Origin of the sequence: Pseudomonas yangonensis, assembly GCF_009932725.1 — a bacterium.
In the GTDB taxonomy this organism is placed as follows: Bacteria; Pseudomonadota; Gammaproteobacteria; order Pseudomonadales; family Pseudomonadaceae; genus Aquipseudomonas; species Aquipseudomonas yangonensis.
In genome coordinates this window covers 300481-316839 of sequence record NZ_BLJU01000003.1, presented here as the reverse complement: position 1 = coordinate 316839, position 16359 = coordinate 300481, and the positions used below count along the sequence as shown (strand labels likewise).

The following is a 16359-nucleotide window of genomic DNA, read 5'->3' as shown; positions in this document are numbered from 1 at the left end:
ATGCTACTTCTTGAAACAGCTGAAAATTACCCAGAGCGCTTCTGGCTTACATACGACCAAGAGGCAAGCACTAAGGCTTCATTACTAAGTATGTGCACGCCGCTTGAGGAAAAAAATCCGGTTTTTATAGCAAAGAGCGAGAAAAAGCTTAGCGTCCAGGAAATACAGTCTTTCGATATTATTGAGAGCGATATGATGTCATTCGTCAGTAAGCGACTGGCTGACATCCTCGTTGATTACCCAGAGGATGTAGAAATCTTTGAGGCCAAAATAGTAATAGCCGGAGAGATTGTGCCAGGCTTCTTTGCCCTGAATGTGCTCAATAAGAAGCAATGCATTGACCTTGAGGCTTCAGATTATCGTCCTATTCTTGATGGTTATCCTGAGGAAGGCCTCAGATTTTACTCAATAAAGACATATCCTGATACAGTGCTGGACGGGGCAAATATAGTTAGGGCGCATGAGTCTGAGGGTAATATATTTATCTCAAACGCTCTCGCTAAAAGAATTCAAGATGCAGGAATTAAAAATTTACTGTTGGTGGATGCTACAGATACTACCGCTATCGCATAAGCAGAGATAGAGAAAAAGGGACAGATTTGGTTTGGCCACCGCTGGTGCTGGCAAAAAGGGGACAGGCAAAAAGGGGACAGATTTATTTTCTGCCGCCAGCAATCAGGATCAATAAATAAATCTGCCCCTTTGCAATTGAAATTTATTCCCGCCTCTGTCTAGATCGAGATTTATTTATGGAGCGTAAAGCTCAGACTGTAGATCTGCTGGTATCCCACAGCCAAATTCAGTTTCGTGCGCGCCCCTTCGATGAGTCATCCAGTCAATGGGGTAAGGTCAACTTGGAGCAGGGGGCGGTTCTGCATCGCGACTACGTTGTATTCGATCCTTTGCCTGAAGACGCTTTCGGTGCGAACGTGTATTTGAGCCTAACAAATAGTTTTGCTCTAGATGAAACTGCTCAGCGTTGTATCGTTGTGCCGTTTCACGTCACAAATCCTGCACATGTGGAAGTTGCATCCGCAACTGAAAAATTCAAAGTCGAACTGGATTTGGTAAAACGTGACTACGCGTTGTACTTTGAAGTCTGTGAAGGCGACGAGATTTTCTACAAGATAACCTTGGTCCCGGTGGACGCAAAAGTCGAACCCAAGTACTTGCTAGATGATCCATGGGGCGGCGAGAAAGATCTGTCACTCGTCGAGGGCTTTCGATAAGGGCTAGACTTTTCACTTATATTGCCCTCGGCAGCAGGCAGTCCAAAGGGTGGTTCGCATGTTAAAGAGTAGGCTTGAGTGGCCAGTGCAGATTAGTTAGGAGTGAAAATTTGTCTTTATTTCAAGGCATGAAGAACCTTATTAAAAATAAAAAACGACTATTCGATGGTGCTGAAAGCGATTTCTACGTGTTCAGCTCAATATTGGATACGCCAGATTTTGGACAAGTGCTCTTCGACAACCGGCAGGTCCAGTATTTATGGGAACTGGGTGAACTGCAGGCAGATGCGCTGGTAGGTCTGATTCCTGGCGCAAGAAAACATATGGATTTTCCAGGCGATACGCCCGCGTATAAGCAAGGAAATCTTGCTCTGTACGTGCAACGCGTTACTGGTCGAGACGACAACCACTCGGTGTTCATCATCGTCGCTGCAGGCGAAGCGCAACCTGCGCGCTTCGTGATCGATCTGTGTGGCGTGTTTGTGGACGAGTAAAGCTGCCGGCTGATTAGCGTCAGGCTCAAGTCATGGTCTTTTTGCGATTGCCGCTATGGCAAAAGGCTTACACGCCGAAGCGCAACGGACTTCTCCCGTCGCTTCCGTGGGCTGGTTAATCTACTCACACCTACCGGGAACTGGATGTCCCGAGTCACGGAAGACAGACCGCGCCAGGACGGCAAACGACAGGATGTCGGAAGGTCTTAAAAAACCCGCTTCGGCGGGTTTTTTGTTGCCTGCAGAACGCTGGTAGCCAGGCATGACACAGGTCTGCCCGTAAATCCGAGCCCCTCCTGTCAGTCCGCCGTAGCCAGGACCTGTGTATTACGCCCGGCGTGCTTGGCGCGATAGAGCGCGGTGTCGGCCTTCAGCAGCATGCCGGTGATGTCCTCGGCGATGGAGTTGCTGCTGCCGTAAACACCAGCGCTAAAGCTCAGGGCAATGGTCTTGCTGTCAATCTGCGCCGGGTGCTGGGTCAGGGATTGGCGTAGCTGATCGACCAGTTCAAGCGCGCCATTGGCGTCGGTACCAGGCAGGACTAGCAGGAATTCCTCACCACCATAACGGCCGATGCTGTCGTTACGCCGCAGCCGTTGCTGCAGATGGTTCGCGCAGTGCCTGAGCACGGCGTCGCCGACCAGGTGGCCGTGGCTGTCGTTGATCAGCTTGAAGTGATCCAGATCGAGCATGGCGATGGACAGCGGGGTGTGCTGGCGGCGGGCGCGCTCCAACTCGTCGGTGAGTTGTTCGAGTATCGCCAGGCGATTGGGCAATCCGGTAAGCGTGTCGCGTAGGGCGGTCTGGCGTAGCTCCGATTCGATGCGCTCGCGCGACAGCAGCACCAGGCCGAAGGAGAACATGATGATGGTGGCGGCGCCGAGGGCGACCGATACCGTTTGCTTCAGATTGCTAACGTCGTAGTGCATCTCCGCCGGCGCACCGCTGAGGATGACCACCACTCGAATACCCAGGCCGAACAGGCTGATACCTGCGCCGATCATCAGGATGCGATGGGCGCGCCCACCGGGCACCGCATGGCGACGGCTCAGATGCAGAATCACCAGGCATTGGCTGAACAGCAGCAGGCAGGCCACTAACTGGCGGGGTTCCTGAGTATCGATCAGCAGGCTGAGCAGCATGCCCAGCAGCAGCGGGAAGGCAAAGGCCAGCCGCCAGGGCGGGCGCCGGCCGTGGATCAGCGGCAGGCTGACGGTGTAGAACGCCAGAGCCGTGGACAGCAGCGTGTTGGCCAGTACATAGGTCAGCCACATCGAAGCCAGCCCGAACAGGGTAAAGCCGATATAGGCCAGTGCATGGGATAGCATGCCCAACCCGGTGGTGAGCATGCCGTCGCGATGACGCAGCTGGCCGACCAGGATCAGACAGCTGCCCATGATCACGGCGACCAGTGCGACGGCTCCGAACAGTGTCTGGGTGTGGGCGATCATGTCAGCCTTCTTGTTTTTTGATCTGCGTTGACTCTGGGGCAATTCCCCTCACGGGCTCAGGCCCACCAGTAGCGCACCATATGGAAGAACACGGGGGCAGCGAAGCACACCGAATCCAGGCGGTCGAGCATGCCGCCGTGGCCTTCGATCATATGACCCCAGTCCTTCACGCCACGATCACGCTTGATCGCCGACATCACCAGGCCGCCGGCGAAACCGAGCATGCACACCAGCAGGGCGAACAGCCCGGCCTGCCAGAAGGCGAAGGGGGTGATCCAGCACAGCATGGCGCCGATCAGGGTAGCCAGTGCCACGCCGCCGATAAATCCTTCGATGGTCTTGGATGGCGAGAGATTGGGGGCGATCTTGTGTTTGCCGAAGAGCTTGCCGCACACGTACTGCAGCACGTCGGAGAGCTGCACGACGATGATCAGCCAGGCGATCAGCAGCAGGTTGCGGCCCTCGTAACCGGGGATGTCCAGGGTCAGCAGCGCCGGTACCGAGGAAATGCAGTAAACGGCGATCATCAAGCCCCATTGCACCTTGGCCGCGCGCTCGAGATAACGCGTGGTATCACCGCCCAGCGAGGCGAGGATCGGCAGCAGCAGGAACAGATAGACCGGGATGAAGATGGCGAACAGGCCGTACCAGCCGAAGGCGATCAGCAGGTACTGCATCGGCAGGGCGAAATAGAAGGCTGCCACCAGCGCCGGATAGTCGCTGCGCCGGGTCGGCGTCAGCGTCATGAACTCGCGCAGGGCATAGAAGGACACGAAGTAGAACAGCACCACGACGCCGATGTTGCCGAACAGGAAGGCGATGCCGATCACCAGCACCATCACCCACCAGGCGTTGATCCGTGCGTTGAGGTTGTCGATCACCGGGTTGGGTTGATCACCACTGCGCCGCTTGAGGACGAAGCCGACCAGGCTGGCCAGCAGGAGCAGGGCACCGATACCGGCGAACAGCAGCAAAGTGTTGTTATCCATCTCAGGCCTCCTCGGGTGCCAGTGCCAGCAGGGCGTTACGTGCGCGTTCCAGGAAGGCGTCCTTGCTCTCGCCCTCGATGCGCTCCAGCGCCGCACCGAAACTCAGGGTGCACAGCAGCGGCAGCGGCAGCGCCCTGCCCTTGGGCATCACCCGGTTGAGGTTGGCGATCCACACCGGCACCAGCTCCACGTCGGGGCGTGCCTGGGCCAGGTGATAGAGACCACTCTTGAACGGCAGCAGCGGTTCGTCGCCGAGATTGCGCGTACCCTCGGGAAAGATGATCAGCGAGTCGCCGCCATCCAGCGCGTCGAGCATCGCCTGCAGTGGGTTGGCGCCTGCCTCCTTGCGCTCGCGGTCGACCAGCACGCCGTTGAATACGTTATTGATCAGAAAGCTGCGCACGCCTGGCTTCTGCCAGTAGTCGGCACCGGCCACCGGCCGGGTGCGTTTGCGCAGCTCCGGCGGCAGCGACGCCCAGAGCAGGACGAAGTCGCCATGGCTGCTGTGGTTGGCGTAGTACAGGCGCTGCGTCGCCTGCGCGGTGCTGCCGAGCCACAAGGCTCGGGCACCGGTCAGCAGGCGAGCTGCCGAGGTGATGGCGAAAGCGGTCAATGCGGCGAGCATGGCGACTCCTTAAGCGAAGACGATGAAGAATCCGAGTACGACGATGACGCTCTGTAGCAGCAGGCACAGCGCCTGTTTGCGTAGCAGGCCGAGCGCACCCTGAGCGCGCAGGCTCCAGTCGCGGCCAGCCTGCTGCGCATTCTGCAGCCCCAGCTTCTGCAGCGCCTGATCCAGCGCATGAGTCTGGCTGTCGAGCTGTTCGCCGGCCTCGGCCAGACGCTTGAACAGTTCGGCATCCAGCGCCACGCGCAGCGCCCAGTATTTTTCGGCCAGGCCGGCGACCAGCAGCGCTGCGCAGAGCAGCGCCAGCATCAGGCTTGGCGGTGCACCCAGCCATGGCGCCAGGCCGAAGAGCACGGCGACCAGGCTCAGCGCGCTGGAAAAATGGTCGAGGCTACGCCCACGGCGCAACAAGGCCGCAACCAATAGCAGATCAGCCTGCATGAGCGACCTCCAGTGGCGGGCTGGCAACGAGCATGCCCTGCAGCACGGCCAGATGCTGTGGTTTGAGCACGACCTGTGGTCGGGCCTGGCGGATCAGCTCAACGGCGGACTCGACGCTCTGGCAGCGGCCGCTGTGCAGCAGCCAGGACGCCACGGCTGTGGCACTGCGCGAGTAGCCCAGGGCGCAGCACACCAGCAGCGGGCCGTTATGACGCAGGCGTTCGATGGCTTCGGCGGCGCGTTGGCAGGTCAGCGCATCCGGCGCCACCAGGTCCAGTGACGGCAGACTGCAGTAGGCGCCCGGTGTACGCAGCAGCGGCAGTTCGGCGCACAGGTCGACCACGGCGGCGTAGCCATCGAGATCACCCGTGGCCGGTAGGCGGCCGAGGTAAATGCCCTCTGCCACCTGGCTGGGCGCCGGCTGGCGAAACGTCCACAACCGCGAATTGATCCAGGCGCCGAGCAGATAGGGCGCGAGCAACGCTGTCGCGGCCGGGCTGAGGCGGCCGTTGGCTTGCTTCTGGAAGCCGCCAGCGCCTAACAACAGGTAGTTGTGCGCGACCATGGCCAGGGCAACGGTTGGCCAGAACAGCCATAGCCAGGCACCGCCCAGCTTGACGGCCAGCACGGCGCACAGCGTTGCGCCAAGCCCATAGCGCAGCGCCAGGCGCCAACGCCGTGGATCGCTGGTGAGGCGCATCTGCGTAAGCGGCGTAGCGCCCTGCAGCGGCAGCAGCCACAGGCAGAAGAAGCCCGCCAGCGCCCCGGTGGGCAGGTCGATGAAGTGATGCTGCCAGGTGGTCAGCACGGAAATGCCGATCAGCGCCATCCACCCGTGCAGCAGGCCACGCCAGAACAGCCCGCGGGTGTGATTGGCGAACATCGCCCAGATGATCACCAGCAGGGTGATATGCAGCGACGGCGCCTGGTTGAAGGGTTTGTCGAAGCCCATCAGCACGTCGAACATCAGGCCGAAGGTGCCGTCCAGCGGCGGCCGCTCGAAAGTGAAGCGCAGCGGCCAGAGCAGGAAGCAGGCGACGCAGATCGCCTGCGCGGCGAGCAGGCGCAGGGCGTGGCGATCCATCTCGCGGCGGCAGGCCGGCAGGAGGAAGGACAAGCCGTAGAGCAGGTCGATCGACCAGTACGGCACGATGGTCCAGGGCCAAAGCGGGATCTGCGGCTCCCAGGCGAAGATCAGGCTGCCGACATCATCGCGTTGCCCGGTGAACCAGTTGGCGAAGCCGTAGCTGGCGAAGAACAGCGGGCCGAGCAACAGTAGCCAGAGTACGCCGCGCTTCCACAATCCCTGTTCGCGCGTGTGGTCCATCACTTCACCCGTTGTGCCAGGGATACGCTGAATATGCCCCACTGGTCGATGCGCTGCGCCACCTTGCGAAAGCCCGCCGCTTCCACCAGCTGATCCATCTCCGCCTGGCTGCGCCGGCGCATGACCCAGGCCTGGCCGCCGCGGTGGCTGGTCAGGGCGCGGGCGATCAGCTCCAGCTGCGGGTGCCAGGGCTGGCCGGTGTAGACCAGGTAACCGCCCTCCTCGACCGCTGCGGCCAGCCCGGCCAGCGAGTCGCCGACCATCTGGTTGCTGCCGAACAGCTCGTACAGGCCGGAGACCACTGCCAGGGTCGGCTTCGGCTCGAGCGCAGCGAGATCGTCACGGTCGAAGGCATCGCCTTTGACGAAGCGGGCGATGTCGCCCAGGCCCTTCTGCTCGATCAGGGCATTGCCGTCACGCACGTTGATGTCGCTGTAGTCGCGCAGCAGGATCGAATCGGGGCGCTGCTGCTGGCCCTCCAGCGATTCGAGGATGTAGCGGCCGTGGCCGGCGGCGATATCGACGATGCGCACCGCCCTGCCCGTCTCGCGCAGCCGGGCCATGGCCAGGCGCAACAACTCTTCGGCGTGCAGCTTGCGTTGGCGGATGCCACGCCAGCCGATGGAATCCAGGTAGTTCGCATCGATCAGCCGGCCCAGTGCGCCCTTGCCGGTGGGCTGGTTGCGGTAGACGTAATCGAGGGTGCTGCCGGAATCGAAGCCGGTGTCGAAGCCCAGTTTCACCCCGGCCGACAGCGTGCTGCCCAGGCGCATGCCGGCTCGGGTGGCGCGCCAGTAGAGGTCGCGCAGCGAGTTTCTCGGCAGTGGCGCGGCCAGTTCCTCGGCTTCGGCGCAGGTGGCGCCCAGACGATCGGCATCGAGCAACGAGGGCCGCGCCAGCGGCTCCTCGAAGTTGCGCAGGATAAAGCGTCGCGCGCGGCTCAGGGCATGGGCGCGGTCACGCTCACCCAGAGTATCGTGGAAGAAGCCGGGCAGCAGGTGCTTTTCCTTGCGCAGGCTGCCGAGGCGCTCGAAGAAATCTTCCTGCGGTTTGCGGTGGACGACGAAGTCGGCACCGGAGATCAACAGCTGGGTCGGCACCTGAATCGCCTGGGCGTCGGCGACGACGCGCTCGGCCGCCTCGTACAGGCCGAGCAGCATGGTCACCGAGATTGGCCGGGCGATCAGCGAGTCGTTTTCGAAAGAGGCAATGCGCTCGGGATCGTGGCTGAGGAACCTCGCCTTCACGTAGCTGTTGACGAAGAAATTGCCGCGCCAGGCGTGCAGCAGCTTCAGGCCGGGCCGGGCGAATGGCACGTAGAGCTTGACCTTGAAGGCCGGCGAGGCGAGCACCAGGCAGCGCACCTTCGGCGCGTAGTCATGAGCCCAGGTGGAGACGATCACCGCGCCGACGCTTTGCGCCACCACCGCCAGGTCCTCTTCGGCGATGCCGTGTGCGCTGCCGATATGCTCGATAAAGGTCTGCACGTCGCGCACGCTGGTGGCGAAGCTCGGGCTGTCGCCGCGCGCACCGGGTGACAGCCCATGGCCGCGGGCATCCCAGGCGAAGAAGTCGCAGTGCGGCAGTTCCAGCTCGTCCACCAGGTGGCCCATGCGTCCACCATGCTCATGGCCGCGATGGAACAGCACCACCGCCTGGCGTGGGCCGTCCGCGGGCACAGTCGCCGGCCAGTGGCGATAGCTCAGCTCTACGCCGTCGTGAGTGGCAAAGGTATGCAGTTGGACGGGGCGCATGGAATCTCCTTATTCCTGGAATGGGTCAGGCCGCTTCGGCCAGCCCGTGGCGAACGCGGTTATAGAGCGTATAGAGCAGCAGGGCGAGAATCAGCGCCAGCGCCAGGTTGATCCACAAGGCAGGCAGCAGGCCGGTGGCGACGCCTGCACCGAGCACACCGAAGCAGAAGGCGCGGTCGCTCTTGCCCATCGGCCCGTCATAGCGGCGTGAGGCGCCGACCATGGGGCCGAGCACGCCGGCGTACTCGCTGATCACCGCCATCACCACCGCCAGGATCACCAGCAGCGGCGAGACACCGGGCAGCAGGGCGAAGGGCAGATACAGGGCACTGTCGGCAATCACGTCGCACAGCTCGTTGAGGTAGGCGCCGAGCTTCGACTGCTGGCCGAACTCGCGCGCAAGCATGCCGTCGACGGCATTGAGCGCCATGCGCAGCAGCATCCACAGGGGGATCAGGGCGAACAGCCAGACGACATGGCTGAAGGCTGCGAGTAGAACGCCGAGCAGCACGGAGATGACGGCGGCGGCCAGGGTCACCTGGTTGGCGGTCACGCCGCGTGCATACAGACGCTCGACGCCGGGGCGCAGCAGGTTCTGGAAGGCCGGTTTGAGCTGGTAGATCGACGGCATGGCAGTGAAGTCCTTTTCCTGATCGAATGATCGGCCATCTGCTTGGGCGATACTGTGCGCCCGTCGAGGCTTATGAGGCATGCGTTGGCATTGCCGCACGTTATACCCTGTGCCCCGAATTTCCTAGCGTCGGCGATTGACCTATACATCCCCCGGCGGGCGCTGTGGCAGGCGTTCGACAGCATCCGTCCGTTACAGTGATTCGCCCAGGCGGCTCAGCTGCGGCTCTTCACCGCGCAGCTCAGTCTGTTGCTGGCAGACCCATTGGAAGGCGCGTTCGTTGAGTTCGGCGATGGCGCGCGGGCCCTCACCTTCGGCATACATCGGCGCGCCGATGATCACCTGAATGGTGCCCGAGCGCTTGCCCCAGCCCGCCTTGGGCCAGAACTCGCCGGCATTGTGTGCGATGGGCAATACCGGCAGACCGGCATTCACCGCCAGTGCGGTGCCGCCACGGGAGAACTTGCCGATCTGCCCCGGCGGAATGCGCGTGCCTTCGGGGAATACCAGCACCCAGGCGCCCTGCTTGAGACGTTCGTCGCCCTGCTTGGCCAGCTGCTTGAGTGCGGCCTTGGGGTTGCTGCGGTCGATGGCGATGGGCTTGAGCAGCGCCATGCCCCAGCCGAAGAACGGCACGCGCAGCAACTCGCGCTTGACCACCTGGCTGAGCGGCTCGAAGTAGGCGGAGAGGAAGAAGGTCTCCCAGGTGCTCTGGTGGTTAGCGAGGATCACGCAGGGGCGCTGCGGGATGTTCTCCAACCCGCGCACTTCATAGCGGATACCGACGATCACCCTGGCCAGCCACACGGCGCAGCTGCACCAGGCCTGGACGACGAAGCGGTAGCGTTGGCGGAACGGCAGCAAAGGCGCGACCACCAGGCTGATCAGGCACCAGAAGAACGAACTGGACGACAACAGCAGGTAGAAAAGCGTGACTCTGAAAGCCTGCAGGATCGCCATGAAGCTTCGCACCTTATGAGAGCAGTCGATCGGCGACGGCCGCCAGATCGTCGAATACCAGGGTCCCTGGCGGCAGAGGTTTGGCCAGGGTACGTTCGCCCTTGCCGGTTTTCACCAGCACGGGCTGACAATCGACGGCCAGCGCAGCCTGCAGGTCACCGCTGCTGTCGCCGACGAACCAGATTCCCGTCAGATCCGTGGCGTAATGCGCAGCGATCTGTTTGAGCATGCCCGCTTTCGGCTTGCGGCACTCGCAGCCATCGTCCGGCCCGTGCGGGCAATGGACGATCAGGCCGACTTCGCCGCCCTGCTCCGCCACCAGCTCGCGCAGACGCGCGTGCATCGACTCCAGGGTCGCCAGGTCGTAATAGCCACGGGCGATGCCGGACTGGTTGGTGGCCACGGCCACCGTCCAGCCGGCCTTGGACAGGCGTGCGATGGCGGCAATCGACGACGGGATTGGAATCCACTCGTCGAGCGTCTTGATATAGGCGTCGGAGTCTTCGTTGATGACACCGTCGCGGTCGAGAATGATCAGATTCATGGGAGCCGTTTCAGATACTAGGGGTAGGAGCGAGCTTTGCTCGCGAAGCTTTTATGTGCTTGGTTCGCGAGCAGAGCTCGCTCCTACCTATTTTCCATCAGCCCAGTACCGAGATGTCCGCCACGCCGAGGAACAGCCCGCGCAGGCGGGCCAGCAGGGCATAGCGGTTGGCGCGCACGCGCGCATCTTCGGCGTTGACCAGCACCGCCTCGAAGAAGGCGTCCACCGGCTCGCGCAGGCTGGCCAGCTTGGCCAGCGCCTCGTCGTACTGGCGGGCAGCGGCCAGCGGCTGTACCGCGTGGTCGGCCTGCTGGATGGCGGCGTGCAGAGCGAACTCGCTGGGGTTGTCGAAGTAGTGCGCCTCCACCTGGGCAGCGACGCCACCTTCGGCCTTGCTCAGCAGGTTCGACACGCGCTTGTTGGCGGCGGCCAGGGCTTCGGCCTGCGGCAGCTTGCGGAAGGCCTGTACCGCCTGCACACGTTGGTCGAAGTCCAGCGGCGAGGTCGGATTGACAGCGCGCACCGCCTGGTACACGGCCACGTCGATGCCTTCGTCTTCGTAGCGCGCGCGCAGGCGGTCGAAGATGAACTCCAGCACCTGGGCGGCCAGGCCGTCGGCCTTGACCTTGCCGGCGTACTGGACAACGGCGAAGTCCACCGCAGCAGCCAGATCCAGATCCAGGCCCTTCTCGATCAGGATGCGCAGCACGCCGAGGGCGGCGCGACGCAGGGCGTAGGGGTCCTTGGAACCGGTCGGCAGCATGCCGATGCCGAAGATGCCAACCAGGGTGTCGAGCTTGTCGGCCACGGCCACGGCGGCACCGGTCAGGGTGCTTGGCAGTTCGGCGCCGGCACCACGCGGCATGTACTGCTCGTTCAGGGCCAGGGCGACGTCTTCCGGCTCACCATCGTTGAGCGCGTAGTAGTAACCGGCGATGCCCTGCATCTCGGGGAACTCGCCAACCATCTCGGTGGCCAGGTCGCATTTGCACAGCAGGCCGGCGCGGGCGGCGCGCTGGGCATCGCCACCGACTTCGCGGGCGATGAAGCCGGCGAGCGCCGATACCCGTTGAGCCTTGTCGAATACCGAACCGAGCTGGGCCTGGAACACCACATTGGCCAGGCGCTGGTTGAAGTTCTCCAGCTTCTGCTTCTTGTCCTGCTTGAAGAAGAACTCGGCGTCGGTGAGGCGCGGGCGCACCACTTTCTCGTTGCCCAGGACGATCTGCGCCGGGTCCTTGGACTCGACATTGGCCACGGTGATGAAGCGCGGCAACAGCTTGCCGCCCGCATCGAGCAGGCAGAAATACTTCTGGTTGTCCTGCATGGTGGTGATCAGCGCTTCCTGCGGCACCTCGAGGAAGCGCTCCTCAAACGAGCAGACCAGCGGCACCGGCCATTCGACCAGGGCGGTGACTTCATCCAGCAGCGCCGGCGGCACGATGGCCGTGCCCTGCTCGGCGGCAGCCAGCTCGTCGACGCGGCGGCTGATGATTTCGCGGCGCTCGGCGAAGTCGGCCAGCACGTAGGCGCTGCGCAGGTCTTCGGCGTAAGCCTTGGGGCTGCTGATGCGCACGTCGCGGTTGGCGTGGAAGCGGTGGCCGCGGGACACGCGACCGGCTTTCTGGGTGAGGATCTCGCAGTCGATGACTTCGTCACCGAAGAGCATTACCAGCCATTGGGTCGGACGCACGAATTCGTCGCGGCGCGCGGCCCAGCGCATGCGTTTGGGGATCGGCAGGTCGTTAAGCGAGTCGGCCACGATGGTCGGCAGCAGGTTCACCGCCGGCTGGCCGGGAATGTGCTGGGCGAAACGCAGCTTCGGCCCGCTGCGGTCGATCTCGGCGATATCCACGCCGCATTTGCGGGCGAAGCCCAGAGCGGCCTGGGTCGGCTTGCCGTCAGCGTCGAAGGCGGCCTGGATGGGTGGACCGTCGAGGTTCATGCTGCGGTCGGCCTGCTGCGCTTCGAGCTGCTCGACCAGCACCGCCAGGCGGCGTGGCGCAGCGTAGGCGCGGGCGCTGGCGTAGTTCAGGCCGGCAGCCTTGAGACCTTTTTCCACGCCCGCGAGGAAGGCATCGCCAAGGGTTTTCAGGGCTTTCGGTGGCAGCTCTTCGGTGCCCAGTTCAACCAGAAAGTCGTGCGCACTCATGCTTGTGCCTCCGCGTTGTTGCCTTGCCCATCGTCTTGCAGCAGACCCGACTCCTTGAGCTTGGTCAGCACTTCGTCACGCAGCTCGGGCGTGGCCATGGGGAAGCCAAGACGCGCACGCGCCTTCAGGTAGCTATGCGCCACGTCGCGGGCCAGGGTGCGCACACGCAGGATGTACTGCTGGCGAGCGGTCACCGAGATGGCGCGGCGCGCGTCGAGCAGGTTGAAGGTGTGCGAGGCCTTGAGCACCATCTCGTAGGTCGGTAGCGGCAGGTCGAGGGCGATCAGGCGGTTGGCCTCGCTCTCGTAGAAATCGAACAGCTCGAACAGCTTCTCGACGTTGGCGTGCTCGAAGTTGTAGGTGGACTGTTCCACCTCGTTCTGGTGGAACACGTCGCCGTAGGTCACGGTGCCGAACGGGCCGTCGGTCCAGATCAGGTCGTAGACCGAGTCGACGCCCTGCAGGTACATGGCCAGGCGCTCCAGGCCATAGGTGATCTCGCCGGTCACCGGGTAGCACTCGATGCCACCGGCCTGCTGGAAGTAGGTGAACTGGGTGACCTCCATGCCGTTGAGCCAGATTTCCCAGCCCAGGCCCCAGGCGCCGAGGGTCGGCGATTCCCAGTTGTCTTCGACGAAGCGCACATCATGCACTTCCGGGTCGAGGCCGATGGCCTTGAGCGAACCCAGGTACAGCTCCTGGAAGTTTTCCGGGTTGGGCTTGAGTACCACCTGGAACTGGTAATAGTGCTGCAGGCGGTTGGGGTTTTCGCCGTAACGGCCATCGGTCGGGCGACGTGAAGGCTGCACGTAGGCGGCGTTCCAGGTTTCCGGGCCGACGGCGCGCAGGAAAGTGGCGGTGTGGAAGGTGCCGGCGCCCACTTCCATGTCGTAGGGTTGCAGCACTACGCAGCCCTGTTCGGCCCAGTAGTTCTGCAGGGCCAGGATCAGGTCCTGGAAGGTGCGCACGGCAGGCTTGTTCTGGCTCACGAAGAAATCACCTGTGGAGGCTTGCGAGGGAAAGCCGGGGAGTATATCGAAACTCGGCGCAAGCCGCAGGGTACGGCTGGCACAGAGCGCGGCTGAGGCAGGAGCGGGTTATTCGCGGTGGATAGCGCCGCACCGTCCAGAATCGCGAATGAATTCGCGCCTGCAGGGATTAAAGCGATATTTGCTAGGGCTGTATTTATATACAGCTATGATTATAGTCCCCCTTCCATCCTGACCGAGGCTTTCAACCATGCCCCGCTGCTTCTGGTGTACCGATGATCCGCTTTACCAGGCCTACCATGACGAGGAATGGGGCGTGCCGCAGCGCGATGCCGGCCAGCTGTTCGAAATGCTCCTGCTCGAAGGCGCTCAGGCCGGCCTGTCATGGATCACCGTGCTGAAGAAGCGCGAGCGCTATCGTCAGGTGCTGCATGGTTTTGACCCCGAGCGCCTGGCGCGGCTCTCCGACGAAGAGATCGAAGTGCTGATGCAGGACCCCGGCATCATCCGCAACCGCCTCAAGCTCAAGGCCGTGCGGCAGAACGCCCAGGCCTGGCTGAAACTGGAGGATCCGGTAGTCTGGCTCTGGTCGTTCGTCGGTGGCGCGCCGAAAATCAATCATTTCAGCGACCGCAGCCAGATGCCGGCGGTGACGCCGGAGGCCGAGGCGATGAGCAAGGCGTTGCGCAAGGCTGGCTTCAACTTCGTCGGGCCGACCATCTGCTATGCCTTCATGCAGGCCACAGGTATGGTGATGGACCACACCACCGACTGCGACCGCTACGCGCAACTGAAGGGCTCATGACCACCATCACCACCCTGGACGAACTGCAGGCTGTTTACGGCGACAGCCACGAGCGCTCGCGGCGCAAGGAACTGCCGCGGCTGATCGAACCCTACCGTGCGCTGATCCAGGCCTCGCCCTTCGTGGTACTGGCCAGCGCCGGCCCGGATGGCCTGGATTGTTCACCGCGAGGCGATGCGCCGGGCTTCGTGCACATCCTCGACGACCAGACCCTGTTGTTGCCGGATCGCCCCGGCAACAACCGCATCGACAGCCTGCGCAACATAGTGCTGAACCCGCAGGTGGCGCTGCTGTTCCTGATCCCGGGCGTCGGCGAAAGCCTGCGAGTCAACGGCCGGGCGGAAATCACCCTCGATCCCGAGTTGCTGGAGCTGGGCCGTGCCCAGGGCAAGCTGCCGCGCAGCGCGCTGCGTATCCATATAGAGACCTGCTACTTCCAGTGCTCCAAGGCGGCGGTGCGCTCCGGGCTGTGGGATGTCTCGCGTCAGGTGGAACGCGCCAGCCTGCCGAGTGCCGGCGATATTTTTCGCCACATCTACGACGAGTTCGATGTCGAAGCCTACGAGCGTGACCTGCAGCAGCGGCTTCGGACGAGCCTTTACTGACTGCACGGTCGCCCAACGGTACAATTGGCGCTTTTGTGAGTGGTCGGAGTCTGTCGTGGAAAAACTCAAGGGCGCCCTGGTGGTCGGTTTCCTGCGCCTGTTCGCATTGCTGCCCTGGCGCGCCGTGCAGGCCGTGGGCAATACCATCGGCTGGCTGATGTGGAAGCTGCCGAACGGCTCGCGCGAGGTGGTGCGCATCAACCTGAGCAAGTGCTTCCCCGAACTTAACCAGGCCGAGTTGGACAGGCTCGTCGGGCAGAGCCTCAAGGACATCGGCAAGACCCTCACCGAAAGCGCCTGCGCCTGGATCTGGCCGGCGCAGAAGTCGCTCGCTCTGGTCCGCGAAGTGGAAGGCCTGGAAGTGCTGCAACAGGCGCTGGCCTCGGGCAAGGGTGTGGTCGGCATCACCAGCCATCTGGGCAACTGGGAAGTGCTCAACCACTTCTACTGCAACCAGTGCAAACCGATCATTTTCTACCGCCCGCCCAAGCTCAAGGCGGTCGACGAGCTGCTGCAGCAGCAGCGCGTACAGATGGGCAACCGCGTTGCGCCGTCGACCAAGGAAGGCATCCTCAGCGTCATCAAGGAAGTGCGCAAGGGCGGCGCGGTGGGTATTCCGGCCGACCCGGAACCGAGCCGTTCATCAGGTGTGTTCGTTCCCTTCCTCGGTACCACCGCGCTGACCAGCAAATTCGTCCCCGGCATGCTCTCCGGTGGCAAGGCGGTCGGTGTGTTCCTGCATGCGCTGCGTCTGCCGGACGGCAGCGGCTACAAGGTGATCCTCGAGGCGGCGCCGGAAGGCATGTACAGCGAGAACGTCGAAGAAGGCGTGGCGGCCATGAGCGCAGTGGTGTCGCGCTACGTGCGCAACTACCCGAGCCAGTACATGTGGAGCATGAAGCGCTTCAAGAAGCGCCCGGACGGCGAGGCCAAGTGGTACTGACGCTCTGAGCATCATTAAGGAAGGCGCCTGGATGGCGCCTTTTTTCCGCCGCCTGCTGGGCGCCTGCGCGCTAATGCGCTATTAAAGGCGGCATCGCCCGTCCAATCATGGAGCCGTCATGTCCAACCAGCGTCAGCAGGTGCGTACCCCGATGAAGTGCCGGATCAAGATCAGTCATCCGAGTTTCGGTGAACTGCTGGCGCAGACCCGTGACCTGTCCGATAGCGGCGTCTATGTGAAGCACCCGGACATGACCGCCCTGGCGGTCGGCACCGAGGTCACCGGCCAGGTACAGGATCTGCCCTTCCCCGCGCCGGTATTGAAGATGGAAGTGATGCGTGTGGACGCCGAAGGGGCTGGTCTGCGGTTTCTCGGCGAGGCCTGAGCGATTCGCCTCGGTTTAGCCCCCGCCAATAA

The 16359-nt window shown here is 62.7% G+C and carries 18 protein-coding genes; 7 read left to right on the top strand and 11 right to left on the bottom strand.

Annotated features, from left to right (window positions below):
* The 3 genes from GYB81_RS07120 to GYB81_RS07110 all read left to right on the top strand — a co-directional run bounded on the left by GYB81_RS07120 (position 1) and on the right by GYB81_RS07110 (position 1723).
* On the top strand, positions 1 to 573 hold the full coding sequence (locus GYB81_RS07120) for an imm11 family protein (protein ID WP_161864232.1): 573 nt from the start codon (positions 1 to 3) through the stop codon (positions 571 to 573).
* Positions 574 to 749: 176 nt separating this feature from the next.
* Positions 750 to 1229, top strand: coding sequence for a competence protein ComJ (gene comJ, locus GYB81_RS07115; RefSeq protein WP_161864231.1), 480 nt, complete (start codon positions 750 to 752; stop codon positions 1227 to 1229).
* A 110-nt stretch (positions 1230 to 1339) separates the two neighbouring features.
* Entirely contained in the window at positions 1340 to 1723 is a 384-nt protein-coding gene (locus GYB81_RS07110) for a hypothetical protein (protein WP_161864230.1), read from the top strand.
* A 299-nt stretch (positions 1724 to 2022) separates the two neighbouring features.
* Here the strand turns inward: GYB81_RS07110 and GYB81_RS07105 are convergent, their stop codons facing one another.
* From GYB81_RS07105 to glyQ, 11 genes are all read right to left on the bottom strand, one after another.
* The gene (locus GYB81_RS07105) at positions 2023 to 3174 is read right to left on the bottom strand and encodes a GGDEF domain-containing protein (protein WP_115298769.1); all 1152 of its coding nucleotides are present in this window, start codon (positions 3172 to 3174) and stop codon (positions 2023 to 2025) included.
* Positions 3175 to 3230: 56 nt separating this feature from the next.
* On the bottom strand, positions 3231 to 4163 hold the full coding sequence (locus tag GYB81_RS07100) for a phosphatidate cytidylyltransferase (RefSeq protein WP_079785073.1): 933 nt from the start codon (positions 4161 to 4163) through the stop codon (positions 3231 to 3233).
* Between the two features lies 1 nt (position 4164).
* Complete coding sequence (locus GYB81_RS07095; protein WP_161864229.1) at positions 4165 to 4788, bottom strand: lysophospholipid acyltransferase family protein; 624 nt, start codon at positions 4786 to 4788, stop codon at positions 4165 to 4167.
* Between the two features lie 9 nt (positions 4789 to 4797).
* Positions 4798 to 5232, bottom strand: coding sequence for a hypothetical protein (locus GYB81_RS07090; RefSeq protein ID WP_161864228.1), 435 nt, complete (start codon positions 5230 to 5232; stop codon positions 4798 to 4800).
* A complete protein-coding gene (locus GYB81_RS07085; protein WP_178101747.1) occupies positions 5222 to 6559 on the bottom strand; it encodes a phosphatase PAP2/dual specificity phosphatase family protein in 1338 nt (445 codons plus the stop codon). The genes GYB81_RS07090 and GYB81_RS07085 overlap by 11 nt, the downstream gene beginning before the upstream one ends.
* A complete protein-coding gene (locus tag GYB81_RS07080) occupies positions 6559 to 8313 on the bottom strand; it encodes a bifunctional alpha/beta hydrolase/class I SAM-dependent methyltransferase (RefSeq protein ID WP_161864227.1) in 1755 nt (584 codons plus the stop codon). Before GYB81_RS07080 ends, GYB81_RS07085 begins: the two co-directional genes overlap by 1 nt.
* 25 nt (positions 8314 to 8338) lie before the next feature.
* Positions 8339 to 8944, bottom strand: a complete 606-nt coding sequence (locus GYB81_RS07075) for a CDP-alcohol phosphatidyltransferase family protein (RefSeq protein WP_161864226.1) — start codon at positions 8942 to 8944, stop codon at positions 8339 to 8341.
* Positions 8945 to 9136: 192 nt separating this feature from the next.
* A complete protein-coding gene (locus GYB81_RS07070) occupies positions 9137 to 9904 on the bottom strand; it encodes a lysophospholipid acyltransferase family protein (protein WP_161864225.1) in 768 nt (255 codons plus the stop codon).
* Between the two features lie 13 nt (positions 9905 to 9917).
* The gene (gene gmhB, locus GYB81_RS07065) at positions 9918 to 10448 is read right to left on the bottom strand and encodes a D-glycero-beta-D-manno-heptose 1,7-bisphosphate 7-phosphatase (protein WP_161864224.1); all 531 of its coding nucleotides are present in this window, start codon (positions 10446 to 10448) and stop codon (positions 9918 to 9920) included.
* Positions 10449 to 10545: 97 nt separating this feature from the next.
* Complete coding sequence (gene glyS, locus GYB81_RS07060) at positions 10546 to 12600, bottom strand: glycine--tRNA ligase subunit beta (RefSeq protein ID WP_161864223.1); 2055 nt, start codon at positions 12598 to 12600, stop codon at positions 10546 to 10548.
* Positions 12597 to 13589 (bottom strand): glycine--tRNA ligase subunit alpha, encoded by a 993-nt coding sequence (gene glyQ / locus GYB81_RS07055; RefSeq protein ID WP_161864222.1) that lies wholly within the window; start codon positions 13587 to 13589, stop codon positions 12597 to 12599. The genes glyS and glyQ overlap by 4 nt, the downstream gene beginning before the upstream one ends.
* A gap of 250 nt (positions 13590 to 13839) precedes the next feature.
* Between glyQ and GYB81_RS07050 the strand changes: the two genes are divergently transcribed.
* From GYB81_RS07050 to GYB81_RS07035, 4 genes are all read left to right on the top strand, one after another.
* On the top strand, positions 13840 to 14394 hold the full coding sequence (locus GYB81_RS07050) for a DNA-3-methyladenine glycosylase I (protein WP_161864221.1): 555 nt from the start codon (positions 13840 to 13842) through the stop codon (positions 14392 to 14394).
* Positions 14391 to 14999 (top strand): pyridoxamine 5'-phosphate oxidase family protein, encoded by a 609-nt coding sequence (locus tag GYB81_RS07045; protein ID WP_161864220.1) that lies wholly within the window; start codon positions 14391 to 14393, stop codon positions 14997 to 14999. Before GYB81_RS07050 ends, GYB81_RS07045 begins: the two co-directional genes overlap by 4 nt.
* A gap of 55 nt (positions 15000 to 15054) precedes the next feature.
* Positions 15055 to 15942 carry a lysophospholipid acyltransferase gene (locus tag GYB81_RS07040; protein WP_161864219.1) on the top strand — a complete coding sequence of 296 codons (888 nt, stop codon included), beginning with the start codon at positions 15055 to 15057 and terminating at the stop codon, positions 15940 to 15942.
* A 118-nt stretch (positions 15943 to 16060) separates the two neighbouring features.
* On the top strand, positions 16061 to 16327 hold the full coding sequence (locus tag GYB81_RS07035; RefSeq protein WP_161864218.1) for a PilZ domain-containing protein: 267 nt from the start codon (positions 16061 to 16063) through the stop codon (positions 16325 to 16327).
* Positions 16328 to 16359 lie beyond the last annotated feature (32 nt).